The sequence below is a fragment of the Pseudomonas sp. NPDC089530 genome, from assembly GCF_050280705.1.
GTDB lineage: Bacteria > Pseudomonadota > Gammaproteobacteria > Pseudomonadales > Pseudomonadaceae > Aquipseudomonas.
Map to the genome: position 1 here is coordinate 27,408 of NZ_JBNNVU010000019.1, position 25,406 is coordinate 52,813.

A 25,406-nucleotide genomic window follows, 5' to 3' on the forward strand; every position below is an offset into this window, starting at 1 on the left:
GTCAGGGCTTCTTCGGCGCGCGGACGCACTGGTCAACGCCTTCGACGCAGGCACCTTCGGCAATGCGCCAACCGGTGGTGTCGTTGCCCAGGCTGCACGCAGACAGCGACGAATCCTTACCGTTCAACGCCAGTATCTGCTGGAGCTCGCGGGCCTGGCTCAGCCCCTGGCACTGCGACGTGCCGAGCAGTTTCTGCAACGACAGACTCTGGTTCGACAGCTCATCCACCTGGAGCAACCCATCCAGGTAGCCACGCTTGCTGCCCAACGCCACGAAATGGCCGACACCGTTGTCGATCAGCCGCGGCTCAATCAAAAACAGCCGTACCGAACGACGGGTGAAGTTGGACTTGAAACGAAACAACGCTCCCAGGTAGGGAATGTCGCCGAGCAACGGCACCTTGCGCATGGATTCGTTGAGTTCGTCGCGGTAGATACCGCCGATCAACAGGCTCTGGCCATGCCCCACCCGCGCTACGGTATCGACCACGGTGCGGGCAATGGTGGGAATGCCGTCCACCCCGGTGCTGTTGGGTTTCTGATTGCCGTCTTCGATGTGCAGGCTGAGGCTGATTTCCGGTTTGTCACCCAACTGGATGACGCGCGGCGTCAGCTTCAGCATGGTGCCGTAGGTGATGGGTTTGAGCTCAGCCACCCGCTCGCCGACGACTTTGACGTAGTAGGTCTCGCTGTGGTCGATCACCGCCAGGGTATTTTCCTGGGTCAGCACGGTCGGCCGCGAGCCGACCTGGGCGCGACCCTGGCTCTGCAACAAGGTGATTCGGGCCAACAGGTAATCCAGACCGCGACTGTCGACCAGGCTGGCGCCGGCCTCTCGCGTGGTGCCCTGGCCCTGGCCCTGACCGCCGAGGTTCTGGCTGGTGGTGCGGATGTCGATCAACTGGCGCTGGCCAACGCTGATGCCGACGCGCCAGTCCACCCCCAGTTCGGCGAGGTTTTCCGCGTTGATGTCGACAATCGACAACCCGACCTCGATCCGTGCCGACGGACGATCCAGCGCTTCGATCAAGCGCCGGTACATCGGCATGCGGTCCTTGGTATCGCGCACGACGATGGCATTGAGCGAGGGCTCGGCCTGCACCACCGCGCGCCCGGACTGTGCCGGCAACTGCGGGCTGTCCTGCCCGCCGTCGACCGACACCACATTGGCGTCACCCAGCACCCGGGCCAGGATCGTCGCCACGCCCGGCGCGTCGATGTCGTCTTCGCGGTACTTGATCCGTCGATCCTCGGCGACCGCGTACTTGAGCGGAAAGACTTCCACGGCCAGGTCGCCGGTCTTCTCAGTGCGCAGCGCATGCTGCTGTTCCAGGGCCATGGCGGTTTGCTCCACCAGGTCCAGGTAACGCGAAGGGCCGGAGACATACACCAGCCGCCCGCTTGTGTCCGGTCGCCAGCCAAAACGCGGTTCCCAGACACCCGCCGCTTCCAGCGCCTGCCTCAACTCGGTTTCGCTGACCTGTTCCAGCTTGACCAGCCGCGACTGCATTTCGGTGGATTTGAATACATACAGAACAGCCCCGTCGTAGTACCAGATGAGGTTGTAGAGCGAGGCCATCAGCTGCAGAAAGGACTGCGGGTCCTTGAGGTCGAAGCGCCCGCTGACCTGATCGTTGACCTTGTCGCTGACAATCACCGAGCCGTCGTAGTTGGCGCCGAAATTGGCCAGCACATCCCGCAGGTTTTCGCCCTGGGCGACGTAGTTGTAGGGGATGGCGGGCCAGTCCAGATCCTGACCTTGAACCGTCCCGGTCAGGGCCAATGCAAAGACCAGGCACAAGCACCGCGAGACTCTCAGGGACGCCATAAAGTTTGTTTCCACTGAGGTTCCAGGCCTGCACGCAGCAGCTGCGGCTTGATCGTTTCCAGAATCCCGACCTGAGCCGCCAGCGCCCGCTCAAGTTCGTCGAGTTCAAGGACGCCCAGCTCCAGGCGCGCCTCAAGCATCAGGTTTGACTGTTCGTCCGTCGCCAACGCCTGGGGATGACGTCGGCTCCAACGGGTGACCTGGCCCAGCAGGTTCAACAACACCTCGCGATCCGCCGGAGATTGGCCCTGAACCTGCCAGTTCAACGGGCTGGATAGCACAAGGTCAGCACCCTGACACTGCAAAAACAGGCTATGGCCGTCGATCCGCAAGTGGTAGCGACCTGTTTCATCGGCCACAAAAGGCCCTTGGCCCGTTCGTGCGGCCAATCCAGTCAGTAAATGTTCCATGGTTCCTCGGCGTGTCCGGCAGTCAGGGGCTCTGCCAGTAAAAGTGGTCGTGGGCCTGGCACAGGCTGCGTTCATGCAACCAGTGCTGTACGGAGTCCGCGGCGTGCGCGTCCTCGTCAAGTTTGGCCAGCGGCTCCCACAGGGAGGCCAGCACCACCGGCACGGGCGCGAAGCCGTCGAGCTTGCCATCGGCCAGCAACACGGCCATGCCCTGATGCCAGTTGGGCCAGGCTTCTCTGGCACGCTCGGAGATGGCGCTCAGCGTGCGGACCATGTTCGCGGTGTCCGCTTCAGTCTTGGCCTGGCAGCGGGCAATGTTGGCCAACTCTTGCTGCACCAGCTGCGAATCGGCTTCGCCCACCTGACGCCAGAACTCAGCCTTGATCCGCAATTGGCGGGCCTGGGTTTCGTACTCGATCAGCGCAGAGCGCCAATGGGGGATCGCTTCGTCGAACAGGCTTTCCCACCAGCCGTATACGGGTAGCAGGACCCAGTCGATCATGGCCTGGGGCGAGGCCAGGTTGATTCGGTCGCCCAGCCGGCTACACCAGTCGTTACCTTGGGCGGCGGCCTGGCGCAGCACCAGGTGAAGGTCCCCGCGCTCAAGCGCCATTCCGCGAGCCAGGCGCTGTTGCAGCCAGCTGGACTGGAACAGCTGCTCCAGCTGCACACGCGACAGCAGGCGCTGCAACAAGGTCAACTGTCGCGCGCTGATGATTCCCGATTCACGATACACACTGCCTGATATACAACCTGCGGTTCTGCCCCGAGAGCGGGCATCCTGACCCACTACGGACACCCGACGACCAGCAAAAATGCCTGCTTGGGAGGTTTGATTATGGTCTTCCTGGCTCATTCTCTGCCTTGACTATCTTGTTTCGTAGCACACCCGTCAGCGTCTTTCCCTGCGACCAATCTTACTGAGGGGCAACGGACCAAACTTGCAAAAAACGTCATTTTTTTTTAGTCCGGCGCTATTCTTTTCCCTGCCTCGAACGGCTGGGTGTACACCCGAAACGGCGACGATAGCTCTGGGTAAAGTAGGACTGACTGGAAAAGCCGCTTTCCATCGCGATGTCCACGATACTCATCTCACTGTTGAGCAGTAAATGGTGGGCGTACAGGATACGCCGCTCGCTGATCCACGCCCGAGGAGAGACCCCATAGACCGAACCAAACAACTCTTTGAACGTCGTCAACCCCATGCCGAACTCCCGAGAAAACTCGTTGAGCCGCCATTCCTTGAGATAGTGCTGTTCCATGAAGGCCTGCAATCTTTCGACGTGCCGACTGCTCTGCTGGCGCAACACCGACATCAGCGCCGGCCCCTGGGGGCTGAAGGCAAACAACATCAACAACTCTTCAACCCGCAACAACTCCAGCATGGTCGGATGCTCATGCACCAGCAGCCCTTCAAGCCCCTTGACGCAATTGGCCAACAACGGCGTACTGGCGAACGCGATGAGACTGACCCCCGGCCCCTCCCAACGCTCTACCTCGCTCAATAGAGCACCGAAACGCTGAATGAAGTTCTGCAGAAAATCAACCGACAACGGGATCCAGAGCAAGCGACAATCATGGTCGCCCGTACTCACGACATAGTTACCTCTGCGAGCAAAAACTAGTTCGCCCGGCATGAGACAAAGTGTCACATTACAGTCCTGAACCATGAGCTGTCCCTCGACAAGGATATAAATCCCCTCTTCGCAGTTCGATACAAACTCAAACGTTGGGATAGACCATCGGCACAGCTTTATCTGTTTCCAGCCAAGTGTGCTGGCACCTTGCATATAATAGTGACCCCGAACCTGCATATACCGTTTGTACGCCGCCCAGGCAGACGCCGTACGAAAACGCCCCTCTACGCACTACTGCGTGACGCTATGAACGATGATGAATTAAACGACAGTTACCATTAACGAGAATGACTCACCTTAAATTAGGCTAATTACTCTTATTTAATGAAAACCTCGCTATTTTTATATAGCCGTCGAATTATCAGAGTACTCACCGGCTTCAATAAGATAAATATTGATACAAAGTATTTTAGAGGCGTTCCGGCACCACCGAAACAGCGCACTTCGGATAACAAGGCAACGGCCCAAGACGCACATCCATATCGTTACCGGGCACCGCAGGTTGCCAAGTTCGAGCCTGGACAGGCCCCTCATCGGACCAGGTCAGTTCGCTGCGCAGCAACAGTCCATCACCGGCCACCTGTTCCGGCGCCAAACGAAAAGCAAAGCGCAGTGGCAGCGCCGTCACCCGGTAGCGGGTCTGCGCAATCAGCCGCGGTTGCCCTGCGCTCAAGACATAGAGCCGCACACTCACATAGGCCGGGCGCGTGACCGGCGATGGTGCGCGCACCTGCCCCCCGATATCGATCTTGTTCACGGCCATTGGCGGCACACTGACACAGCCGCCCAAGGCCAAAAAAACGCTGCATAGCAGCGCCCTCATCATGGTTGACGAACCCGACGCTCATAAAGAGGGACGGTATCGCCATCGACCAATCGCTGCAGCTGTCGCTCACTCTGTTGATCCGCACCTACCTGCGTCGCCAACCAACGCCCCAGCTCAGCGACACTGGCAACCCCCTCCTGACGGCTGGACACCTGACTGAGCGAGCGTCCGGCAAAGCTTCCAGGCACCTGTGCACGGTCGATCGTGGCTGCTGGTGGAATGCCAGCGCTGTCTATCTTCATGGCTCTGCTTAAACCCTCATACCGGCGGGTCTGGATATCGCCTGGGCGGCACTGTCATGTCCAGGCAGCAATTGCTGCCAGAACTCGGCGTGATCGAGCAAATTGGCCAAGGTGGTCTCGAAGCTTTCCAGGGTCAATTCGACCGCTGGAATCTGGGCGTACAACTGCACCATGCCCGACTCCTCGTCAAAACCAAAATGCAGGTCGAAGCGATACCAGCGTCGATTGAAACTCGCCAGCTGACGGAAGATTTTGTCGCCGAAGGTTTCGATTCCCGCCACATCCGCTTCCATGACCAGTCGCTCACGTCCGGCCAGCAATACCAGCGTCACGCCCAACTGATCATCAAACAGCAGGCTTGCTACCCCTTCTTCATCCAGTGACAAAGCGGGAAGGCCACTGCGATTGGCAAACTCGGCAAGCAGTCGATTGACCCTGATACTCAAATCCATGCAATGTCTCCTCGAGCCGGGCAAATGCTAGCACCCGGCCATACCGGGTTTTTGTCACTGACGGGCTTTTCTTTTAAGAAAAAAGCCACATCACTGCGGCTTTTTTCCTACAACAAAATCACATCAGGCGACGCCTGCGGCAGCACGCCACGCCTGGTTGTGGTTCTGGGTGTACTGCTGGAGCAACTGCAGCATCTCTTTCATGAAGTTGGCGTTGTAGCTCAACTGGTCTTCGACCTTCTGCTTTTCGCTCTGGCCAACCGACGCTTTGACTTCATCTTCCTTGGCATTGGCCTGGATATCGGTTTGCTCGACTTGCACCGAGGTGCTGGCCATCTGCCCGAGCGCCTGATTCACGCTATTGATGCTTTGCAGCTTGGCATTGCGATTATCCACACCCTGCCCGACCAGCTTGAGCGTACTGGTGTCCGCCGCCTGGTCCTTGGCCCAGATCTTGCCGATTTCGGTGCGATCGGCGTCCGAAGTCTTGCCCAGCGATTGCATCTTCGCGTCGATCAGTTCGTTGCGCCCGGCGATGTTTTTCTCCAGCATTTTTTCCTGGCTGATCGCCTTACCGTTCTTGATCGCACCAATGGCACCGGTAATCGCCGACCCTACGGCCATCACCCCGGAGATCACCGCCATGGCGATCATCAGCTTGGAACCGCTGCGCATTTCGTCCACCTGGGATTTCTGCGCATTGATGATCGAAGTGTTCTCGCTGTCACGCTGCATGATCCCCAGCTCGCGGGCCTTCTGCGCGATGCGAAACAGCAGCACCATCAACTCCACGCTGCCATCGAGTTCACTGCTGACCTTGCCCAGACCGCCAGCGTTGAGCCTCTGGCGCGGCTCAGGCAGGTCGACACCCTGCCCCTTCTTCGGTTCGCCAACCGGGGTCATGCCCGGGCTGTGGACCGTTTCGCCCTTTGCTGCCGGCTGTTTTTCTTCCAATGGCTGGGGGTTGCCGATCGGGTTTGTCCCTTGAGCGGCATAACCTTTGTCAATGTTCATTGATGTGCTCCTCAGATAGCCGCAGGACGGCTGGATAGGTTATGCAGGCTGTCGCCCTTTGCATTGATCATCTGGAAAATCAACTCCATGACCTGCAAAAAGGACTCGACCATGCGGCTGAGTTCTTCCTTGAGTTTGTCCAGGACCGTCTGGAACTGGGTGAGCTGGGAACGCGCCTCCAGGGCATCGGCCTGTTTGTCCGCGGCCTTGGCTTGCAGCGCCGAGTTGGTGGTTTGCGCCACACCGTTGGCGACATCCAGGGTCACATCGGAAATCTGCACGCCAAGCTTGGCGCCATGAGAAATCGACTGGCTCGCGACATTGCCGAACTTGCTCCCCAAATCCGCCACTTTACTGGCGAGGCTGGCAGTGAGTTCGGCAGCCTTGCCACCGATCTTCGCCCCCAACTTGGCGACTGCCCCAGCGGCAGCCCCCCCAAAACTGGCTACCGCAGCGATCACGGCGACGGCGATTTCAATCCCCATCAGAGCCGGTCCGAGCTTTTCCATCACTTCTTTGCTGATCAATCCGTCTTTTGCCGCTTGCTGTACCGACTGGGAAACGACGCCCATGACGCCACCCGCGATCATCAGTGCACCAGCGGCCGCGCCGACGCCCGTCGCGACCATGATTGCACCGACGATGATCGAGGCAATGGCGCTGATCCAGCCAAAAATCTTGCTCACCAGACCCGACTTCTGGGCTTCTTTCGCAGCCTCGGTCGACTCTTTGATCTTCTTCTGGTTTTCTTCCATCTTTTGCAGGTTCTGCTCACGCGCCTGCTTGATTTCTTCAAGCTTGAGCTTCTTCTGCGTGGACTCCAGCTCACCGGTCAGCTTGGCCAGTTCAATCTCGAAATCCTCCACCGAGCTGAGCCGCGCCACCCCAAGCCGTGCGGTTTCGGCGATAAACCGCTGGGCCAGCCCAGTGTCCTGACGCACGGACTGCACCAGGCGGTTGATGTCCGCCCGGGTGCTGGCCTCCAGACGCTGCTGACTGGCCGCCAACGGCGCTGTCAGTTGTACACCTTGAGACGGAGCAGCCGGGCGGCCATCCGCCTCGACCCGGGTGACCGTGAGCGCATCCCCCCCTCGGTCATTGCGCGGCGGGACCACCGGGTCGTTCGCAAAAACGCTCCCCGTGGCCAGCGCAACGCGATCAAACGCTATCGGATTCATGGTGTTGATCCTTTCTCGCTAATACGGCTTCCAACATGGCGCCGGCACGTTCGGCCAAAACCGAATGCGCCGGCTGTGCTGCGGCCAAGGCCTGAGCCGAGTAGAAGCCACTCTCGGCCCCGTCGAGGTCACCCAGTTGCAGGTGACACTCGCCAGCATGAAACGGGAATCTGGGCTCGTTGATGTCGATCAGCGCGCCATAACTGAAGCTCTGCAATGCCTGCTCAAACTGCCCCATGGCCTGCCGGCATGCCCCCAGGCCCAGGAAGAACCGGACGTCGTAGTGATCGAGCATGCACAGCGATTGAAAGATCTTGTGGGCGTCGTCCCACTTGCCGGCCTGGTATTGATTGAACGCCAGGGAATAGAGCTGCTCCAGGCTGTCGCTGGAGATGTTCTTGAGCATGGCCAGCGTGCCGCCATCGCGCAAAAACGCCTCCAGCTCCTTCTCGTATTCCTCAGACACATCGTGTTCTTGCTGGCTCATCAACCGTTCCTATATGGCATTTAAAATGTCGCGCATCATGCTGTCGTACTTCTGAACGAAGCGATTCAAGGCCTCGATGGCCGAGTTGTAGCGAGAGCTGACATCGTTCAACAGCGTGGTTTTTTCACTGACTTTGTCGTTGATCGGTCGGGAGCGGTCGCCCACCGTCGTGGCGAAGTTGGCGATGGGGTTGTTCTCGTCCTTGAACTCATACTTGTTGAGCAAGTCACCAGGCTTCATCGCACCGCTTTCCTTCGGTGAGCCACTGAGGAAACTCTTGATGCTCAGCGGGTTGCCGGCACGGTAGGTATCGAGCCCCGTCAGCAGTGCGTGTTCCGCGCTGTCCTGCCAGGTCTTGTCGTCGGGGTAACCGTACAGGGTGCGATCGAACAGGTTGAGTCCAGGCTCGATTTCGATCTCTTTTTTGGCGGCCAGATTCGCGTTGATCTGCGACTGGATCTTGCTGTAGATGTTGAGTTCGGCAGTCAGCAGCTTGAGGTCATCGCGTAGCGCGGTGCGCTTGCCGTCCTGTATCAGCAGGACCTCTTCGTAAACGCCCCGGACGTCATCGTCGATCCGGTCACCAGTCAGCCCGAAATGCGCCTTGGCCAGGAACTCTTTCAACGGCCAAGGCTGTCCCGGTTTCGCATCGGCGTACTGGTTGATCAGTTGCTTGACCGAGTCGACCCCAGACTTGACCTGCAGCTCGTACAGCCCGCCCGTGGTGTTCGGCTTGGGCGGCAGAAAGTAAGCCAACAGCTTTTCGACCTGGGCTTGCGACAAGGTCCGCCCGTCATGGGTAAAGGTGACATTGCGACTGCCGAGCAGCTCCTTGAGCGCCTTGAGGGCTTCGGTGTCGCGCCCGCGCAGTTGGTCGTCGGGAGCTTTCTGCAATTCGCCCAGAAAAGCCGACAGGTCTTGCCGGTAAAGCCTGATATCCATAAGGGTTCCTTACACCAGAAGTCCACGCATCGATGCGGGACGACGCAGTCGTTTTCCTTCATCGGCAACCGGTGGACGGTTGATCCGCATCCGTTGCACTTCCTGCAACAGTTCCTGTTCCGCTATCTGGACCAGCGCCTGATCCCGTGACCGAAAGACCCGGCCACAGACCTCGTCGGGCAACCCGAGCCCCTCCCACATTTCCGTGAGCAAGCGCGCACGATGTTCGTTGTCCTCGATGGCCTGCTCGGCAGCCTGTAGGGTTTTGGCGTAGGTTTCATCGTGCATATCCATGGCTCCTATAGTAGGGACAGGGCGCCTGGCTTCCTGTCAGGCACGGTCGATTTTTTGTCGTTTTCTCATTGATTGCAGCGAACACACTCGCCCGGCCGCCAATTCGAACCAACCGGGCTGCGGTTCGGCGGCACCGGTCCAATGGCGATAGAAACGCGCCATCCGCGCCCCCTCCAACGGGCTGCCCGCCATCGCCTGCACCTGGCCGTACAGGCACGCCTGCGGCCCCAGCACCGCGAGGACCGCATCGGCCAGCACATACAGCGCCGCAAAGGAATTGCCCAGGCCATGGCGCCCCTCGGTACGGCGCAGCATGACGATCCAGACCCGCGAGCCTTCACAGCGCCAGGCCAGTTCGCATCCGCCATGCACAAACTTCCAGCCCAGCGGCAGTGCGCTCTGGCGCAGAAAGTGCGGATGGATGTCATGACCCCGCGCCTGCAGCCAGTCGGTCAGCGGGTCGCGGGTCATAACGAAACCCGGCCCAACGGCTGGATGTTGATCTGCTGGGTCAGCTCCTGATACGAGAGCACCGGCAAGCCGTAGTAGTCGCCTTCGATCAGCTTGCGCACGTAGCGGCGGATGTCCATCGAAACGATCAGCACCGGCTTGCTCTGCATCTGCGAGAGGTCGCCGACGGTCTGCCGGACTTGTTCGAGGAAGGATTGGGTGACGGCCGGGTCCAGCGCCAGATAGCTGCCGGCACTGGTCTGGCGGATACCTCCGCGGATCTGCTCTTCCACCAGTTGGTCCAGCAGATAGGCCGGCAGGATGTTGTTGCCGCTCGAATATTTGTAGCAGATGTAGCGCTTGAGGCTGCTGCGGATGTACTCGGTCAGTTGCACCACATCCTTCTCTTTCTGACCCCATTCCACCATGGCCTCCAGAATCGCCCGCAGATTGCGGATCGAGATGTCCTCGCCCACCAGGCGCTGGAGAATTTCGGTCATGCGCTGCAAGGGAATGATGCGCTGGGCCTCCTTCACCAGCTCCGAATAGCTGTGCTCCATCTGCTCCAGCAGGTAACGGGTTTCCTGGATACCGATGAAGTCTTCAGCGTACTCGCGCAACACGTGGGACAGGTGCCAGGTCAGTACCTGGTCCATGCTCAGAAACGCGCAACCGGAACGCTGCAGCCGCCCCTCATGCTCGGCTCCGACCCACAACGTCGGCTGGCCCGGCAGCACCGGTTCGCCCTCTTCGAACGGCACGCCAATCAGTTCCAACTGGCTGGCCCGTTCCTGCACCAGCAACCGCGCACTGCGCAAGCGTCCACGGGCCACCGGCACCTCTTGCAGCTGAATCAGGTACTCGCCGTCCTTCAAGCCTTCATTGAAGCGCAGGTGGATACCCGGAAACGGCACGCCAAAATCCAGGTAGAGCGCACGCCGCACCCGCACCAGCTCGTCATTGAGGGCGAACGCTTCCAGCTCCTGCTGCATGCTCGCATCCACATCGATCAACAGAGGCACGGTCATGGCGAACTCTTCCTTGTCCCCCAGCCGCGAGCCCTTGGGTTTGCTGCCCGACGGCTTGGCTTTGGGCTTGGCCGACGATGCAGCGCCCGCGCCTTGCGCCAACAAGGTCGGCAAGTCCCTGGGATTGTCCTCGGCCGCCAGCCCGCGCTGACGCAACAGCATGAAGTAACCGCCCCCACCCACCAGTGCCGCCAGCAGCAGGAAGGTCACGGTCGGAAACCCCGGAATCAGCCCGAACAACACCAGCAGCACACAGCCGATCAGCAGTGCCTTGGGCTGTGCCACGACCTGGTTGCCGATGTCATTGCCCAGGTCCGAGGTGCCGTCCGACGAGTCCCGGGTCACGATGATCCCGGCCGTGATGGCGATCAACAGGGCCGGCACCTGGCTGACCATGCCATCGCCGATGGTCAGCACCGAATAGAGCTGCAACGCATCGCCTGCGCTCAAGCCCTTCTGGGTCACGCCGATGGTGATACCCGCCAGTATGTTGATGAAGATGATGATCAGGCCGGCAATCGCATCGCCTTTGACGAACTTCATCGCGCCGTCCATCGAGCCGAACATCTGGCTCTCTTTCTCGATCACCGCCCGCCGGTCACGCGCCTCGTTGACGTCGATGACGCCAGCCCGCATGTCGCCGTCGATACTCATCTGCTTGCCGGGCATGGCATCCAGGGAGAACCGCGCACTCACTTCGGCGACGCGTTCGGCGCCTTTGGTGATCACCAGGAACTGCACAATGGTGATGATCAGAAAGATGATGCCGCCCACCACCAGGTTGCCGCCCACGACAAAGTTGCCGAACGTGTAGACGATCTGGCCGGCGTCGGCCTCCAGCAGAATCATCCGCGTGGTACTGACCGACAACGCCAGCCGGAACAACGTGGTAATCAACAACACCGCCGGGAACACCGAGAACTGCAACGGGGAGCTGATGTAGACCGACATCATCAGCAACACCACGGACACCGTGATGTTGATCGCGATCAGGATGTCCAGCAGGAAAGGCGGCAGCGGCAGGATCATCATGAACACGACGGCCAGCAGCATCACCGCCAGCATGATGTCCTGGCGCTCGCCCACCCGCCTCAGAAATTCAGAGAGCTCCTTCATGGGACTCCCGCTGGCTCAAGAACCGTTCGAAAGCGACGCGTGCATCGGCGATTCGCCCCTGTAGCTGGCAGGCACGACTGACACAGCCCCACAGCGCCAGGTCGTCCTCGCCCTCGGCCAGCAAGCGGTCGCACTGACGCTCGGCCAGCTCGCCCTCTTCCAGTTGCAACAACGCCACCACCAACGCCCGACGCGCCTGGCGGTGAGCCGGTTCAGCGACCAGCAAGGCCTCGAGGAATATCCGCGCACGACCTGGCTGGCCGCACTGCAGCTGTAGCCAGCCAAGCAGTAGCAGCAGGTTGTGCTGTACCGGTTTCAACATCATGGGGGTCATACCTTGTGCAGCAAATGGAGAGCCATCTGCAGCAAGTACTCATCTTCGCTGCGCGCTTGCAACAGCGCCGACACCGCCTGAAACTCGGGCGCATCGGATGAAGAGACCTGCTGCCTGAGGCCTGTCAGGGCCTGGCGAAACGCCTGTGGCCGGAGCAACTCGTGAAAGCCCTCGTGGGGACAGGCGAACGCCAGCAAGCGACGCCCAGCGAGGTCCGCCGGGTAGAGATTGTCGAGGTGGGCCTCGATGGAGTGCCCGTCGGGCGGCAGCACATAGCGCTCGGGCAAGCCCGATGCCTGATGCTGATCGCCAACTTCGGTCAGGTGCTCGATGCCGATGTGCGGGGCGCTGATCCGACTCACTGCTCAAGCACCGCGTGGCGCGCCGAACTCAAGGTGCGGAACGCCTGATGCAACACCGGGGCAGTGACGCGGCGCTCATCCAGGGTAATCAGCAACAACAGGCGTGTGTCGGCCGCCCACCCGCAACGCAACGGCAACTCCGGCCCGGTACGGCTGAACGTCAACGCCAGGGCACGGATCATGCCCTGGTGAACCTGATGCCATTCCAGGTCCACGGCCAGCCACAGGGTCAGCTTGCGATCATGCTGTTCGAGTTGCAGCGTGCCGGTTTCCTCGAACTCCAGCTGGATCAGTGCCCCCGCCAGAGCCGGCACGGCTACTCCCAGGTCCTGACAAAACTGCGCCAGTGCTTGGTCAATCCAGTGCATGTCGTTTACTCATTGTGCTCGCCATTCGTCTTCTTCCTGGTCGATGGCCAGGTCCAGCGCGAGCTGACAGGCATTGAGCAGGTTCTGACGCTGCTCCTCATCGGTAAAAATTTCCGTGGGGATCAGTCGGATCAGACGCTTGATCTCGCGAAAGAAATGGATCTGGCGCGCAGCGTCCTTGATCGCCAGCGGCACGATCAGTCGCTGCACGTCCTGAACATTGGCCCAGCGCTTGTCGATCAGGCCGATCAACCCGCCCATCAGCTCAGAAGGCCCGTATGCCATGGCCTCGCTCCCCCGTCACCAGCGCCTGCCACAGTGCCTTGACCTGATCCGACATGCCCGCCAGCACCCGTAGCTTGTGCATGTCGCTCATCACCCGTTCGAGCTTGATCGGGTCGAGCCGGGTCTGCTGACGGTCGAGGTCGGCGCTCAAGGCTTTCATCAGGAACCCCGTCACGCCTTCGAGCGTTGAACTGCCAAAGCGCGCATGAATGTCGTTCCAGGCCGCGGCCAGGCCGCGATAGTCCATGACGGCATCGCGGTAGGTGTCGCGCAGTGACTGGATATCGCCGACCCCCTGCTCTGCCGCTTCCTTGGCCAGCGGCCCGATCTGCAAGCCCAATTCAATGGCATGGCCGTGCTCCTGGGCCATTTCCAGCAGCGCCTGGTCAATCAGCTCGACCATCGCCCGGGCGTCGGTCTTGCCGGCCAGTTCCTGACGCGCATGGGACAGGGCGACGAACTGATGACTGATCTCGCGGGAGAACCCCTTGAGGTAAGCCTTGAGCTGCGCCAGGTTGCTCAACTGCCCGCTGCCGAGGTGCGCGACCAGGGCTTCGAGTTTTTGCTGGGACTCCAGGTCCGGGACTTTCTTGAGGTACTCCTCGAGCATCTCGAGGATTTCACTCAGCCGCGCCTGGCCATCGCTGACGCTGCGCTTGGCCAGCGACTTCTCGACCCGCTCGGAGAACGCGAATGTCAGCTCTTCCGCGGAGTCGGCCATGGACTGACTGGTGGAAATGTAATGCACACTTTCGCCCTGGAAACTGCCGGCCGGCCGGCTGTCGCGCGCAATGGTCGGTTCGGTCTGTCGATCCGGCAACGACGCGGCAGGGACGACACTCTGAATATTGGCCATAGGGGCACTCACTTGGAGACAACGGTGGTGTGGGTTCCATTGTAGAAATTCGGCCACCGGGGCCTCTGCCAAAATCGGTCGCATTTTTTTAGGCCTTGCGCCAACCAATTTCTAAAAACTTGCGACCGGGACTGAAATTACCGAAGCGGCCCTTTATCTATAGTGGCCACCAGTCCTACACCCAGACCGACCATGCACCTCTCACTCGAACACATCACCGGCCAGATACAGCAGGCCATCGATAAATGTCGGCTGATTCAAATTCGCGGCCGGGTCACCCAGGTCACCGGCACACTGCTCAAAGCGGTGGTGCCGGGCGTGCGCGTGGGTGAACTGTGCCAACTGCGCAACCCGGATCACTCGCTGTCGCTGATGGCTGAAGTCATTGGTTTCCAACAGCACCAGGCACTCTTGACCCCGTTGGGGGAAATGCTCGGCATCTCCTCGAACACTGAAGTCAGCCCGACCGGCACCATGCACCAGGTCGGCGTGGGCGATCACTTGCTGGGCCAGGTGCTTGATGGCCTCGGCCAACCGCTCGATGGGATCAGCCTGGGCGAACCCAGCGCCTGGTATCCGGTGTACCGCGATGCGCCCGACCCCATGAGCCGCAACCTGATCGAGCGACCGATCTCCCTCGGCGTGCGCACCATCGACGGCCTGCTGACCTGCGGCGAAGGCCAGCGCATGGGGATTTTCGCGGCGGCCGGCGGCGGCAAAAGTACCTTGCTGGCGACCTTGATGCGCAGCGCGGACGTCGACGTCATCGTGCTGGCGCTGGTCGGTGAGCGGGGGCGTGAAGTCCGCGAATTCATCGAGTCCGACCTCGGGGAACAAGGCCTCAAACGCTCGGTACTGGTGGTTGCCACCTCTGACCGGCCTGCCATGGAGCGCGCCAAGGCCGGCTTTGTCGCCACCACGATTGCCGAGTACTTCCGCGACCAGGGCAAACGCGTCCTGCTGCTGATGGACTCGGTCACGCGGTTTGCCAGGGCTCAGCGCGAGATCGGCCTGGCTGCGGGCGAACCACCGACCCGGCGCGGCTATCCGCCCTCCGTATTCGCCGCCCTGCCCCGGTTGATGGAGCGCGCCGGCCAATCGGACAAAGGCTCCATCACTGCGCTGTACACGGTGCTGGTCGAAGGCGACGACATGACCGAGCCGGTGGCGGATGAAACCCGTTCGATTCTCGACGGGCACATCGTCCTGTCGCGCAAGCTGGCCGCGTCCAACCATTACCCGGCCATCGACGTGCTGCGTTCGGTCAGCCGGGTGATGAACCAGATTGTGACCCCTGAACACCGCAGCGCCGCCAGCCAGTTGCGCGAGTGGTTGGCCCGGTATGAAGAAGTCGAGTTGCTGCTGAAAATCGGCGAATACCAGAAAGGCCAGGACCCCGTGGCCGACCGCGCCATCGAAAAAATGGACGCGATCCGTGCCTGGTTGCGCCAGGGCACCCACGAACCCAGTGACCTGCCGCACTGCCTTGAACAGCTCGCGAGCCTGACTCGATGACCCTGCCCACCTTGCTGCGCATCAAGCGCCTGCGTGTCGAGCGCGCCGAACAGGAACTGCTACGCCAGGAGCTGCGGGTTGCCGAGGCACACCGTGCCCGGGAGTCCGCGAAAGCTGAACACCTGGAGTACCGGCAGTGGCGCCAGGCGGAAGAAAGCCGTTTGTTCGACCTCTGCAAGGCTGAGCCCATGAACCGTAAACAGCTTGAGCAGTGGCAGCAACAGGTTGCCCGCCTGCGCGAAAAGGAAGCGGCGCTGGAACAGACCATTGCCGAGCACGCCCAAAACCTGACCCAGGAACGCGAGCGCCTGCGCCTGAGCCGGCGTCAGTTGCTGGAAGCTCAGCAACAGGTCGAAAAATTCAACGAGTTGAACCGTCACGCCCTCGCCGAGGAGCGGATGTTGCTTGAGTTCAAAGAAGAACAGGAGCTCGAAGAGTTCCGTCGTGTCGAGGCCGTTTCATGAGCAGAATTTCCCCACCGGACATCACGCAGGATGCCCTTGCCCGTTCACCGGCCCCGGCACCCGTGGCAGCCGACAGGAACCGCCAGGCCGAGTTCGAACGGGCGCTGAACAGCAAACCTGATGCGAGCGACAAGCGCCGTGCCGAGGTTCCGCGCAAATTCGACATCCGCGCCCCGGGCAAAACGCCTCAGGACGCTTCACGCCCACTGGACGATGAGGCCCAACAGGCTGAGCCAGCCACAGCCACCGACCGCGAACCTATCCGCCAACCGCACCTCCCGGGCACCGCGCCGGAAACCGCCGCGCCTGATGAAAAGGCCACACAGGAAGAGCCCGTCGAAAGGCCCGAGACCGACCAACTCGATAAACCTGTCGCGCATCCCGAGCCCGAACAACCGCCCACGCCCCAGCCTCCCGCGGGCATTGTCACGGCGCCACCGCCATCGACGGACCGTCCCAAACCCGGAACCAACCACCGCGACAGCGCCACGACGGCCGTGAAAAATCCGGAACAGTCGCTGCCCGTGATGCCGGGCGTGCACGCCACCAGTTCAGCCCCCGAGGCGCCCTCGGACCCACACGACACCTCCGACGGGCGTGACGAGCAGCCGCCCTTCGACTCACTGCCCGAGGACCCGAAACCCTCTTCGAGCAGCGGCCAGACCCCAGGCGACAAGCTGCTGGCACGCCTGCTGAACGCCACCGAGCAACCACCGTTCAGCAAAGACCTCGGCACACTGGTGCAGACGCTGCAACTGCACATCCAGGCCGGCATTTCCCGCGATGGCAGCACCACGCTGCTTCAGGTGAACCTGGCGCAACTGGGGCAGGTCGATGTCCAGCTCGCCCATTCACGCGGGCAGCTGCACGTCGAAATCCAGGCCAGCCCCGGCAGCCTGCTGCAACTGCAACTCGCCCGTGGCGACCTGATGGAACGCCTGCAACGGCTGAACCCCGGACAACCGATCCAGTTGACCTTTACCCAGCATCAACACGGGGGCGACCAGGGTTCACGACAGCGGCGGCACGTGTATGACGAGTGGAAGCAAGACTCATGAGCCGCTTGACGCTTCCTCGCGCTGAAGCCTCGGAACTGGCCCTGCAACAAAAAGTCAGTCGTTGCCGCAGTCGCTACCCGCTCACGAAGGGTGAAGCCCGGCTGACGATCCTGCCGCAACCCGACGAACCGGACGTGCTGCTGAAGGTTCACTGGCAAGGCCTGGCGCTACGCTGGCGGTGCCACAGTGCAACCCTGGCCGGATGGCTTGAACCCCACCTGCAAGAAGCGGCGTTCGGCAGCCTGCCGGCGCCGCTGCAACTGGCCTTGCTGGAACTGGAAAGTGCGGTGTTGCCGGGGCTGGTCTGGAACAGCATTCAAGCGTGCCACCCCGAGCCTGGCGCGGGGACGCCCACGCTGGCGTTGACGCTGTCACGCGGCGCGCAACGACTGGTCCTCTGGCTCGACGGTGACCCAAGCGCGCTGCTGGCTTTCCTGCCCGCTCGCCCCTTGGCGGAGCTGACGGCGGTTGTGCTGCAGCTTTCGCTGCAATGGGGCCCGGTCTGCCTGCTCCCTGCACAGCTGCACTCACTGGCCACGGGTGACCTTCTATTACTGCCGGCACGCCACGATGCCGCCAGCCACTTGCTCGGCGTGGTCGAAAACCGCCCCTGGGCACAATTCCGCCACCACGACTCTCAACTGGAACTGCTTGCCATGCACAACGATGCGCCCCTCGAAATCCCCCACGATCTGGCCAGTCTTGATCAGCTCCCGGTCCAGGTCAGCTTCGAAGTGGGACGTCAGACACTCGACCTGCACACCCTCGCCGCCCTGCAACCGGGGTCACTGATCGACCTGGCCGCCCCGCTCGAAGGCGAGGTGCGAATCCTGGTCAACCAGCGCTGCCTGGGCGTGGGCGAGCTGGTGAGTATTCAGGACCGCCTCGGCGTACGCGTCACCCGCCTGCTGCAGGACCTGCCCGCATGATTCAACTGCCTGACGAACTCAGCCTGATCTTCGGGCTGGCGCTGCTGGCGTTGCTGCCGTTCATTGCGGTCATGGCCACGTCATTCATCAAGATGACCGTGGTGTTCTCGCTGCTGCGCAACGCCTTGGGCGTGCAGCAGATCCCGCCGAACATGGCGATGTACGGGCTGGCGATCATCTTGAGTCTGTACGTGATGGCGCCCGTCGGTTTTGCCACCCGCGACTACCTGCGCACCCATGACGTCAGCCTGAGCAAGACCGAATCCGTGGAGCAGTTCCTCGACGAGGGCATGGAACCGTACCGGGCTTTTCTGAAGAAACAGATCCAGGCCCGTGAACACGCTTTCTTCGTCGACAGCACCCGGCAGGTCTGGCCGAGCGAATACGCGGACCGGCTCGAACCCGACAGCCTGCTGATCCTGTTGCCTGCCTTCACGGTCAGTGAACTGACTCGCGCCTTCGAAATCGGCTTTCTGATCTACCTGCCCTTCATCGCCATCGACCTGATCATTTCCAACATCCTGCTGGCGATGGGGATGATGATGGTCTCGCCGATGACCATTTCCCTGCCGTTCAAACTGCTGCTCTTTGTCTTGCTCGATGGCTGGGCGCGGCTGACCCACGGCCTTGTCATCAGTTACGGAGGCTGAGGGTGAGCAACGCCGATATCCTCCACTTCACCAGCCAGAGCCTGTGGCTGGTGCTGATCCTGTCCATGCCCACCGTGCTCATGGCCGCCGCCGTTGGAACCCTGGTGTCGCTGGTGCAGGCACTGACCCAGATTCAGGAACAGACCCTGGGCTTTGTCGCCAAACTGATCGCCGTGGTCGTCACTCTGTTTGCCACCGCTGGATGGATGGGTAACGAGCTCTATGCCTTCGCCGAACTGACCCTGCTCAAGATCCCCCTCGTGCGATGAGCATCCAGGACCTGCAACAGCTCATGCTGGCGTACACCCTGCTGCTACCCAGAATCATCAGCTGCTTTGTGGTCATGCCGATCCTGAGCAAACAAATGCTCGGCGGTGGCCTGATTCGTAACGGCGTGGCCTGCTCGCTGGCGCTGTTTGCCTACCCGACTGTCGCCGGCACGCTGCCCATGACGCTCGACGGCATCGACCTGGCCATGCTGATCGGCAAGGAAGTGTTGCTCGGCCTGTTGATCGGGTTTGTCGCCACGATTCCGTTCTGGGCCATCGAAGCGACCGGTTTCATCATCGACAACCAGCGCGGCGCGTCCATCGCGTCCACGCTCAACCCGACCCTGGGCAGCCAGACCAGCCCCACCGGCCTGTTGCTGACGCAAACCCTGATCACCCTGTTTTTCTCCGGGGGCGCGTTCCTGACGCTGATCGGCGCGCTGTTCCAGAGCTTTGTCAGTTGGCCGGTCGCGACCTTCTTCCCCTACTTCGGCAGCCAATGGGTGGACTTTTTCTACGGCCAGTTCGGGCAACTGCTACGCCTGTGCCTGCTGCTGGCGGCGCCCCTGCTGATCGCCATGTTCCTGGCCGAATTCGGCCTGGCCCTGATCAGCCGCTTCGCCCCGTCCCTGAACGTGTTCATCCTCGCGATGCCGATCAAGAGCATCGTCGCCAGCCTGCTGTTGGTGATTTACCTGAACGTGTTGATGGAACACGCCTATGACAGCCTGCTGCTCGCACTCGACCCGCTGAACCAACTGCGCCCGGTACTGGAGACACCATGAGCGCCGAAAAAACCGAACAGCCCACGCCAAAGAAACTCCGCGATGCGCGCACCAAGGGCCAGGTAGTCAAAAGCAAGGAAGTGGTGTCCACCGCACTGATCCTGTCGTTGATCGCCACGCTAATGAGCTTTTCCGAGTACTACATGGAACACTTGGGGCAACTGACGCTGATGCCCGAGACCTACCTGAACCTGCCTTTCGGGCTGGCGTTGCAACTGATGGTGGAAAACCTGTTCCAGGAGATGGTCTACCTTTGCCTGCCGCTGTTGGCCGTCGCGGCACTGGTGGTCATCGCGGCGCACCTGGCGCAGTACGGCTTCCTGCTCAGCGGCGAGTCGATCAAGCCCGACCTGAACAAGATCAACCCGGTGGAAGGTGCCAAGAAGATTTTCTCGATCCGCAGCCTGGTGGACTTCCTCAAGTCGATCATCAAAGTGGCCCTGTTGTCGTTGCTGGTATGGACCACCCTGGCCGGTAACCTCGATTCCCTGATCAGGCTGCCCGGCTGCGGCATGGGCTGCATCGCCCCGGTGATAGGCCTGCTGCTTGAGCAATTGCTGCTGGTCTGCGGCGTAGGGTTCGTGCTGATCTCGGCGCTCGACTATGCCTTCGAGCGTTACCAGCACAACAAGCAATTGCGCATGAGCAAGGACGAGATCAAACGCGAATACAAAGAGATGGAAGGAAGCCCGGAGATCAAAAGTAAACGGCGTCAGTTTCACCAGGAGTTGCAGTCGAGCAACCTGCGTGCCGACGTCAAGCGCTCCTCGGTGATTGTCGCCAACCCCACCCACATAGCCATTGGCGTCCGTTACGTGAAGGGCGAGACGCCGCTACCGGTCGTCACGCTGAAACACACCGAGGCACTGGCCCTGCAAGTGCGGCGCATCGCCGAGGAAGAGGGCATTCCCGTGTTACAACGCGTGCCCCTGGCCCGGGCCCTGTATCAGGACAGCCATGTCGACCAGTACATTCCCGCCGACCTGATCCAGCCCACCGCCGAAGTCCTGCGCTGGCTCGACAGCCAGCAACAGACACCGCCCCCGGCCCAGTGAAACACCTTCGGCTTTCTCGGACTTGTTGCGCATCATGCCGATCCTGCAGTCATCGCTGGCGGCCTCACAGGGCAGATGGGTCAAGCACGTGATCCAGAACGATCCGGCGCTGAGCTTGGGAAGCTGATTGACACTGCAAAGAGGGTATCAGCCACGGACTCTCGCGGCCCGGCACTGACTATTTCGAAGAGGAGACAGGCATGAAAAATCGAGAAGTCACACAAAAGTCACGCACATGAAAAAGCCCAATGCTGCGAACATTGGGCTAAGTCATTGAAAAATATGGTCGGGACGGAGTGATTCGAACACTCGACCCCTAGCACCCCATGCCGGGGCCTGAATCTTCATAAAATATTGATACAAAACGAATTTTAATGATTTCATTGGCAACAAAACACCATCATTTTTGTGATTTCGCAAACGATAACTCGCGGCTTGTGGCGAGGGTTTTGCGCACAACCATTCCGGCGTTCTGCCGACCGAACACAATCCACTACCCAGGCCTGCAGTACCACGACTGCGCATACAGGCGTCCGTCGATCTCCTCAATCCCGCTCAGCGTGAAGGCGTTGGTTGCCATCCCGGACAAGAACGCATCAATCAACGGAGGAAGCAACTCAGGATCAAGCGGCATTGCCGGTCGGATCCTCGCTATGTTGCTGTCACGATTCATGGTCTTGCACGTCTCATGGCGAATATTCACGTCGCCGCGGATCGGCTTCTCTCTGCCGATCTGCTCCCATGATTTACCAACCCCTCTATCTCGCATCGGGACAATACAGATCGTGCGGCACCGATAAATGCACGCGTCGAGAAGGTCGCTCATAGCCCATTCTTCCGGCAGATATGGCCGCATCGGGCTATCAGCCCTATTGATAGTTGGTTCGAGTGGGTCGACGAAGGCGGCCCGAGGAAGCAGCCCTATTTGATCAAGCACCGGAACGGCTCCCCCATCCTCTGCGCTTCAATCGGACAACTGCCTGGTCAGGACAGAAGCGAGCACGAAGGTTTTGTCATCATCACGGCAGATAACGAAGGGGGAATGGTCGACATTCACGACCGCAGGCCGGTAGTCCTGGCGCCGGAGTTAGCTCGTGAGTGGCTGGACCTGGCCACGCACGCCCAAGGAGCAAGCGGAGGAAATGATGGTGAGCCAGGGAGAGCCGCCCGAGGTTTTCGAGTGGTTTCGGGTCGGGTTGGAGGTGGGTAATGTGCGGAATCAAGGAGGGAAATTGATTCAGCCTGTAACCTGACTTCCAGCAAGCAGCACCGACTGAAGAAGGACGGCTCGTTCATGGCCCTAGGAGTCCGACCAGCGGTCATCATTATTCCGGCTCATTTTTCTTAACGCTACTTCACTCTAGATGCGCAGTCTAGAGGCCTTGCGCGCGCCAGAGCAGGTTAGATATTTATAAGGCATCCAATATCTGCACCGCACTTCAATCTAAAAACTGCACCTATAAAGTAGAGAAATAATGATTAGACTCGAAGGCGAATCAGACATTTGATTCACAATCAACTACTCGAGAAGGAATTCGACATGGCCACCAAATCAATTAGCGACACTACAAGTCTATCCCCAAGCTTTACCGTAGAAAGTACATATAATGCGTCCGTAGACTCTGCCACCAGAAAAACCGCGATCGTATTTTCTTTATTCGGTCTAACCAGCACAACTGCAAACCTAACGTTAGACGACCCCATATACGAACCAGTAACAGGAGCTGGTAGCGTAACGGTAACTAATGGAACAGTTCGACTCATGGGTCAAAAAGACTATTTCACCATTGTATTTAATGGCACAGTCAAAGAGGGAGCAGCAGATGGCGTCAAGTATACTGACCAAATCATTGCAACTTTCTCTTCAAACTGATCCAGCTTAATCATATTTAATCCCCCCAAGCCGCCAGGGTTTTCTGGGGGGAATTATTTCAAACATAGTCAGCCTGTACGATCACCCAATGGTTAATACCTAATTCCACCGCACACAAAACTATAGTGCAATCAATCCCTCTAGGTCGCCGATGTCGGTGATTCCGATAATGAGATTGTTTGCCACGAGATTTCAGATAACGGAACACGTCCCGAACAGGCCGAGACGACTGCCACTAAATCACGCTCGCGCCTGATAGACTGCCGACGCCTGACCAGCGCCGCCCTCCCCGTGTCCTGTCTAACGAACACGATCCCTATTTTTGAAGCCCCCTCACATAAGCCTGACAGGCTTGCAATGCGATCAGTCCTTGGTCGCCGGAATCGGTGATACCGACAATTCGTTGAGCATGCGCCGGGTCAAGTCGGGCTCGCGGGGCTCCATGAACCAGGCCGCCGGAGGCGGCGGTGGCAGGCACGTTGCAGTTACTGGCTGCATCCGCGGCGTCGACAAGGACTGACAGCCGCAAGTCAGCAGTAGCTAGCTGACCGCGCAGGTGAGCCTGTTTCGCTTGTTCATCACGCAGCACGATACTGTCTGGCAGCCTGTGATAATCGCTCAACCCCTTAAAAATTCTTGCTACTGACAATATTGTGGCTACGCTTACGAGTGCGTTACCTTTTCCTACTGGAAGCTCTAACGGCGCTACATACAGCTACATACTGCTTATGGTGATTAGAGAGCATGAGGTAACGAACTCTATAACTCACAGTCTAAAAGGAATATAGGCATGGGCATTAGTGTTAAAAATAGGACCTCAAATAAAATTGAAGTTGCAATTAACCAATGGGGCAACGACGGCCAAACTGGTTACTTCGCTATCGCCGTGGAACAATCAGATAGCTGGAATAGGACCGACAGCCGTGGTTTTGTGCTCTCGCTAAGAAAGGGCGGCACAGAAAAGCCATACTACGTACAGTCTGACAGTTCAATTGTGGTTGGAAACTCTGACGTTAAAGATAACGGCCGAGTTATTTCTCCTCTCAGCAACTAGTTCGAAAGCATAATTCAAGGTGCCTATCGGGCACCTTGTCTTTAGAAAACTAAAAACCCAACCAATAGTTATCGTTGATTATTCTCACGTATATACGCCTGACACGCCCGCAAAGCGATCAGTCCTTGATCGCCTTCACCGATAATTCGTTGAGCATACGCTGGGTCAAGTTCGGCTCTCGTCGCTCCATGAACCACGCCGCAGGCGCCGGCGGCGGCTGGCAACCCACCGCTACCAGTCGAGGCGGCGGTGTTGAGTAGGACCGACAGCCGCAGGTAGCAGTAGCAAGGCGGTCACACAGGCGGCTTTGATCACGTTGGGCATCGCTCAGGGCTCGGTGGTGGGTTTGATCGCTGGCCTGCAACTGCTGCTCCAGGGCTAGGCGTTTGTTCTGCTCGACCTGCTGCTGGGCGGAAGCCGCGTTGCTGATGACGGACAGGTCGTCCTGATGGGTTCGCGCCTGCTCGGCAAGCTGCCGGCCATATCGCCAGTCCTGCACCTGCCATGCACCTCCCGCGCCGGCTGCGATTAGCAGGACGGCCAGCACCAGCACGCCGAGCAGCTTCTGAACCGGCGTCATGCAAGTGCCCGCCGCACACCTTCAGTCAGAACCGCCTCCGGATATGCATACCCGGAATTTTCGTGATGAATGATCGCCTTGACGAAGCCTGCCATTACCGACGGCTGGGCCAGGCCCACCTCGGCGCCAGGCCAGGTGCCTGTGTTCGCCTCAACCGCGCGCACATATGTGGCCGTGTCGTTCTCCACTGCCGGCGCCCAGCGACTGATGATCGCCTTCACCGTCCTGAGCCCGTGCTTGCGCTGGTAGGTCAGCAGCACCTTCCCCAGGGCGCGGATACCATTCTCTGGTGTGTCGAACCGTGTAAATCGCTTCTCAAGCGGGGGGGGGTGGCGGGAGCTGACCTTGCCACTTGTTGGCTGAGTTGTAGTCGATGTTGCTGGGGTTGCGGTTGCGCACCCCGCGGGTTTCAGTCGTCGACATGATTTTCTCCAGGCATAAAAAAACCGCCTCATGGGCGGCATTGGTGTTAGGGCTGAGGTCAGGCTTCGGCGCGTTGTTTTTCGTCGGCCCGCAGCATCTGAGGCATCTCTACTTCTGGAGCATCCGGGACGAGGATGTGCAGCGTGATCATGTGCTTAAGGTCGTAGGGCTGACCGTCTTTGGTGACAGTCACAGTCAGCACCCCATCTGCGAAATCCGTTTCCACATCTGCACGGTTGTCGACTTGGTTGACGGTGCAACCCCAGCCGTCGTCGACTGGCGGAAATGGCACCCTGCCCAGGCAACCGTAAACCTTGTAAACGCCTTTCGACTCTCGGGAGTAAGTCACTGCCGTATCGCCCTGGGTGACGAAGTCATAAGTCGCGCCGAGAACATTGATTGCTGCTCGTCTCATGATCAAATCGCCTGGAGAGTGCCGTCGGAGGCACGGGTTGTATTTTTGGTGGTGTAAACCTTGTCCCAGCTCGACCAGGCCCCGTTTGCAGTGCTCCGGATCCACATCGTGTTGCTGCTGTAGCCGATCATCAGTTGATTCGAAAAAGCGTTGCTGTAGTTCATCGTGAGAACTGAGACTCCGGTCATGCTGGCGGGAATGCCCGTCGCGGCCCCGGAATACGAAAA

General features: G+C 59.8%; 32 protein-coding genes and 5 pseudogenes. 12 read left to right on the plus strand and 25 right to left on the minus strand.

The features are described from left to right. Position 1: 1 nt before the first annotated feature. From sctC to sctW, 19 genes are all read right to left on the minus strand, one after another. Entirely contained in the window at positions 2–1,828 is a 1,827-nt protein-coding gene (sctC, locus tag ACQKQA_RS10305; RefSeq protein WP_427556375.1) for a type III secretion system outer membrane ring subunit SctC, read from the minus strand. Beyond that, positions 1,816–2,238, minus strand: coding sequence for a YscB family type III secretion system chaperone (locus ACQKQA_RS10310; RefSeq protein ID WP_427556378.1), 423 nt, complete (start codon positions 2,236–2,238; stop codon positions 1,816–1,818). Before ACQKQA_RS10310 ends, sctC begins: the two co-directional genes overlap by 13 nt. 22 nt (positions 2,239–2,260) lie before the next feature. Further along, positions 2,261–3,094, minus strand: a complete 834-nt coding sequence (locus ACQKQA_RS10315; RefSeq protein WP_427556381.1) for a T3SS regulon anti-activator ExsD domain-containing protein — start codon at positions 3,092–3,094, stop codon at positions 2,261–2,263. Between the two features lie 118 nt (positions 3,095–3,212). Continuing rightward, complete coding sequence (locus ACQKQA_RS10320) at positions 3,213–4,028, minus strand: helix-turn-helix transcriptional regulator (RefSeq protein ID WP_427556384.1); 816 nt, start codon at positions 4,026–4,028, stop codon at positions 3,213–3,215. 256 nt (positions 4,029–4,284) lie between these two features. Next, positions 4,285–4,701, minus strand: a complete 417-nt coding sequence (locus ACQKQA_RS10325; RefSeq protein ID WP_427556386.1) for a YscW family type III secretion system pilotin — start codon at positions 4,699–4,701, stop codon at positions 4,285–4,287. After that, on the minus strand, positions 4,698–4,943 hold the full coding sequence (locus ACQKQA_RS10330) for a T3SS regulon translocated regulator ExsE family protein (protein WP_427556389.1): 246 nt from the start codon (positions 4,941–4,943) through the stop codon (positions 4,698–4,700). The genes ACQKQA_RS10325 and ACQKQA_RS10330 overlap by 4 nt, the downstream gene beginning before the upstream one ends. A gap of 8 nt (positions 4,944–4,951) precedes the next feature. Beyond that, on the minus strand, positions 4,952–5,395 hold the full coding sequence (locus tag ACQKQA_RS10335) for a type III secretion system chaperone (RefSeq protein WP_427556392.1): 444 nt from the start codon (positions 5,393–5,395) through the stop codon (positions 4,952–4,954). Between the two features lie 123 nt (positions 5,396–5,518). Continuing rightward, complete coding sequence (locus tag ACQKQA_RS10340; RefSeq protein WP_427556394.1) at positions 5,519–6,409, minus strand: YopD family type III secretion system translocon subunit; 891 nt, start codon at positions 6,407–6,409, stop codon at positions 5,519–5,521. An 11-nt stretch (positions 6,410–6,420) separates the two neighbouring features. Next, the gene (sctE, locus tag ACQKQA_RS10345) at positions 6,421–7,587 is read right to left on the minus strand and encodes a type III secretion system translocon subunit SctE (RefSeq protein WP_427556396.1); all 1,167 of its coding nucleotides are present in this window, start codon (positions 7,585–7,587) and stop codon (positions 6,421–6,423) included. After that, positions 7,568–8,074: a SycD/LcrH family type III secretion system chaperone gene (locus ACQKQA_RS10350; RefSeq protein ID WP_427556399.1), complete on the minus strand. Its 507-nt coding sequence runs from the start codon at positions 8,072–8,074 to the stop codon at positions 7,568–7,570. The genes sctE and ACQKQA_RS10350 overlap by 20 nt, the downstream gene beginning before the upstream one ends. Positions 8,075–8,083: 9 nt before the next feature. Next, complete coding sequence (locus ACQKQA_RS10355) at positions 8,084–9,016, minus strand: virulence-associated V antigen (protein WP_427556402.1); 933 nt, start codon at positions 9,014–9,016, stop codon at positions 8,084–8,086. A 9-nt stretch (positions 9,017–9,025) separates the two neighbouring features. Next, positions 9,026–9,304 (minus strand): LcrG family type III secretion system chaperone, encoded by a 279-nt coding sequence (locus tag ACQKQA_RS10360; protein ID WP_427556405.1) that lies wholly within the window; start codon positions 9,302–9,304, stop codon positions 9,026–9,028. 42 nt (positions 9,305–9,346) lie between these two features. After that, entirely contained in the window at positions 9,347–9,781 is a 435-nt protein-coding gene (locus ACQKQA_RS10365; RefSeq protein ID WP_427556408.1) for an LcrR family type III secretion system chaperone, read from the minus strand. Then, positions 9,778–11,904: a type III secretion system export apparatus subunit SctV gene (gene sctV, locus ACQKQA_RS10370; protein ID WP_427556410.1), complete on the minus strand. Its 2,127-nt coding sequence runs from the start codon at positions 11,902–11,904 to the stop codon at positions 9,778–9,780. Before sctV ends, ACQKQA_RS10365 begins: the two co-directional genes overlap by 4 nt. Beyond that, positions 11,888–12,229 (minus strand): type III secretion protein, encoded by a 342-nt coding sequence (locus ACQKQA_RS10375; protein ID WP_427556413.1) that lies wholly within the window; start codon positions 12,227–12,229, stop codon positions 11,888–11,890. Before ACQKQA_RS10375 ends, sctV begins: the two co-directional genes overlap by 17 nt. A gap of 5 nt (positions 12,230–12,234) precedes the next feature. Then, positions 12,235–12,600 carry a YscX family type III secretion protein gene (locus ACQKQA_RS10380; protein WP_427556415.1) on the minus strand — a complete coding sequence of 122 codons (366 nt, stop codon included), beginning with the start codon at positions 12,598–12,600 and terminating at the stop codon, positions 12,235–12,237. After that, positions 12,597–12,968, minus strand: a complete 372-nt coding sequence (sycN, locus tag ACQKQA_RS10385) for a type III secretion chaperone SycN (protein WP_427556418.1) — start codon at positions 12,966–12,968, stop codon at positions 12,597–12,599. Before sycN ends, ACQKQA_RS10380 begins: the two co-directional genes overlap by 4 nt. Positions 12,969–12,977: 9 nt before the next feature. Beyond that, positions 12,978–13,253 (minus strand): TyeA family type III secretion system gatekeeper subunit, encoded by a 276-nt coding sequence (locus ACQKQA_RS10390; protein ID WP_427556420.1) that lies wholly within the window; start codon positions 13,251–13,253, stop codon positions 12,978–12,980. Beyond that, positions 13,234–14,109 carry a type III secretion system gatekeeper subunit SctW gene (gene sctW / locus ACQKQA_RS10395; protein ID WP_427556423.1) on the minus strand — a complete coding sequence of 292 codons (876 nt, stop codon included), beginning with the start codon at positions 14,107–14,109 and terminating at the stop codon, positions 13,234–13,236. Before sctW ends, ACQKQA_RS10390 begins: the two co-directional genes overlap by 20 nt. Positions 14,110–14,301: 192 nt before the next feature. On the opposite strand from sctW, the gene sctN reads away from it, so the two are divergent. From sctN to ACQKQA_RS10440, 9 genes and pseudogenes are all read left to right on the plus strand, one after another. Continuing rightward, entirely contained in the window at positions 14,302–15,624 is a 1,323-nt protein-coding gene (sctN, locus tag ACQKQA_RS10400) for a type III secretion system ATPase SctN (RefSeq protein WP_427556426.1), read from the plus strand. Next, on the plus strand, positions 15,621–16,088 hold the full coding sequence (gene sctO / locus ACQKQA_RS10405; RefSeq protein ID WP_427556428.1) for a type III secretion system stalk subunit SctO: 468 nt from the start codon (positions 15,621–15,623) through the stop codon (positions 16,086–16,088). The genes sctN and sctO overlap by 4 nt, the downstream gene beginning before the upstream one ends. After that, positions 16,085–17,146: a type III secretion system needle length determinant gene (locus ACQKQA_RS10410; protein ID WP_427556431.1), complete on the plus strand. Its 1,062-nt coding sequence runs from the start codon at positions 16,085–16,087 to the stop codon at positions 17,144–17,146. Before sctO ends, ACQKQA_RS10410 begins: the two co-directional genes overlap by 4 nt. Next, positions 17,143–18,075 carry a type III secretion system cytoplasmic ring protein SctQ gene (gene sctQ / locus ACQKQA_RS10415; protein ID WP_427556433.1) on the plus strand — a complete coding sequence of 311 codons (933 nt, stop codon included), beginning with the start codon at positions 17,143–17,145 and terminating at the stop codon, positions 18,073–18,075. Before ACQKQA_RS10410 ends, sctQ begins: the two co-directional genes overlap by 4 nt. Further along, complete coding sequence (gene sctR / locus ACQKQA_RS10420; RefSeq protein ID WP_094949080.1) at positions 18,072–18,725, plus strand: type III secretion system export apparatus subunit SctR; 654 nt, start codon at positions 18,072–18,074, stop codon at positions 18,723–18,725. The genes sctQ and sctR overlap by 4 nt, the downstream gene beginning before the upstream one ends. 2 nt (positions 18,726–18,727) lie before the next feature. Continuing rightward, a complete protein-coding gene (gene sctS, locus ACQKQA_RS10425; RefSeq protein WP_427556436.1) occupies positions 18,728–18,994 on the plus strand; it encodes a type III secretion system export apparatus subunit SctS in 267 nt (88 codons plus the stop codon). Then, positions 18,991–19,779, plus strand: a complete 789-nt coding sequence (sctT, locus tag ACQKQA_RS10430) for a type III secretion system export apparatus subunit SctT (protein WP_427556439.1) — start codon at positions 18,991–18,993, stop codon at positions 19,777–19,779. The genes sctS and sctT overlap by 4 nt, the downstream gene beginning before the upstream one ends. After that, the gene (gene sctU, locus ACQKQA_RS10435; protein WP_427556442.1) at positions 19,776–20,834 is read left to right on the plus strand and encodes a type III secretion system export apparatus subunit SctU; all 1,059 of its coding nucleotides are present in this window, start codon (positions 19,776–19,778) and stop codon (positions 20,832–20,834) included. The genes sctT and sctU overlap by 4 nt, the downstream gene beginning before the upstream one ends. Positions 20,835–20,936: 102 nt before the next feature. Beyond that, positions 20,937–21,038 (plus strand): annotated as a pseudogene (locus ACQKQA_RS10440) (integrase); the annotation flags it as partial. Positions 21,039–21,327: 289 nt separating this feature from the next. Here ACQKQA_RS10440 and ACQKQA_RS10445 read toward each other — a convergent pair. Next, complete coding sequence (locus ACQKQA_RS10445) at positions 21,328–21,660, minus strand: hypothetical protein (RefSeq protein ID WP_427556444.1); 333 nt, start codon at positions 21,658–21,660, stop codon at positions 21,328–21,330. Between ACQKQA_RS10445 and ACQKQA_RS10450 the strand changes: the two are divergent. Next, a pseudogene (locus ACQKQA_RS10450) lies at positions 21,616–22,087 on the plus strand (SOS response-associated peptidase family protein); the annotation flags it as partial. The gene ACQKQA_RS10445 and the pseudogene ACQKQA_RS10450 overlap by 45 nt on opposite strands. A 287-nt stretch (positions 22,088–22,374) precedes the next feature. Next, the gene (locus ACQKQA_RS10455; RefSeq protein ID WP_427556447.1) at positions 22,375–22,707 is read left to right on the plus strand and encodes a hypothetical protein; all 333 of its coding nucleotides are present in this window, start codon (positions 22,375–22,377) and stop codon (positions 22,705–22,707) included. 316 nt (positions 22,708–23,023) lie between these two features. Here ACQKQA_RS10455 and ACQKQA_RS10460 read toward each other — a convergent pair. Continuing rightward, positions 23,024–23,272: pseudogene (locus tag ACQKQA_RS10460) on the minus strand (lysis protein); the annotation flags it as partial. 225 nt (positions 23,273–23,497) lie between these two features. Here ACQKQA_RS10460 and ACQKQA_RS10465 point away from each other — a divergent pair. Then, positions 23,498–23,761 (plus strand): hypothetical protein, encoded by a 264-nt coding sequence (locus tag ACQKQA_RS10465; RefSeq protein WP_427556449.1) that lies wholly within the window; start codon positions 23,498–23,500, stop codon positions 23,759–23,761. 68 nt (positions 23,762–23,829) lie between these two features. On the opposite strand, the pseudogene ACQKQA_RS10470 reads toward ACQKQA_RS10465, so the two are convergent. From ACQKQA_RS10470 to ACQKQA_RS10485, 4 genes and pseudogenes are all read right to left on the minus strand, one after another. Next, a pseudogene (locus ACQKQA_RS10470) lies at positions 23,830–24,341 on the minus strand (lysis protein). Next, a pseudogene (locus tag ACQKQA_RS10475) lies at positions 24,338–24,764 on the minus strand (structural protein). Before ACQKQA_RS10475 ends, ACQKQA_RS10470 begins: the two co-directional pseudogenes overlap by 4 nt. A 58-nt stretch (positions 24,765–24,822) precedes the next feature. Then, positions 24,823–25,179 carry a phage tail protein gene (locus ACQKQA_RS10480; protein WP_427556452.1) on the minus strand — a complete coding sequence of 119 codons (357 nt, stop codon included), beginning with the start codon at positions 25,177–25,179 and terminating at the stop codon, positions 24,823–24,825. 2 nt (positions 25,180–25,181) lie between these two features. Continuing rightward, positions 25,182–25,343 (minus strand): hypothetical protein, encoded by a 162-nt coding sequence (locus tag ACQKQA_RS10485; protein ID WP_427556455.1) that lies wholly within the window; start codon positions 25,341–25,343, stop codon positions 25,182–25,184. Positions 25,344–25,406: the final 63 nt, after the last annotated feature.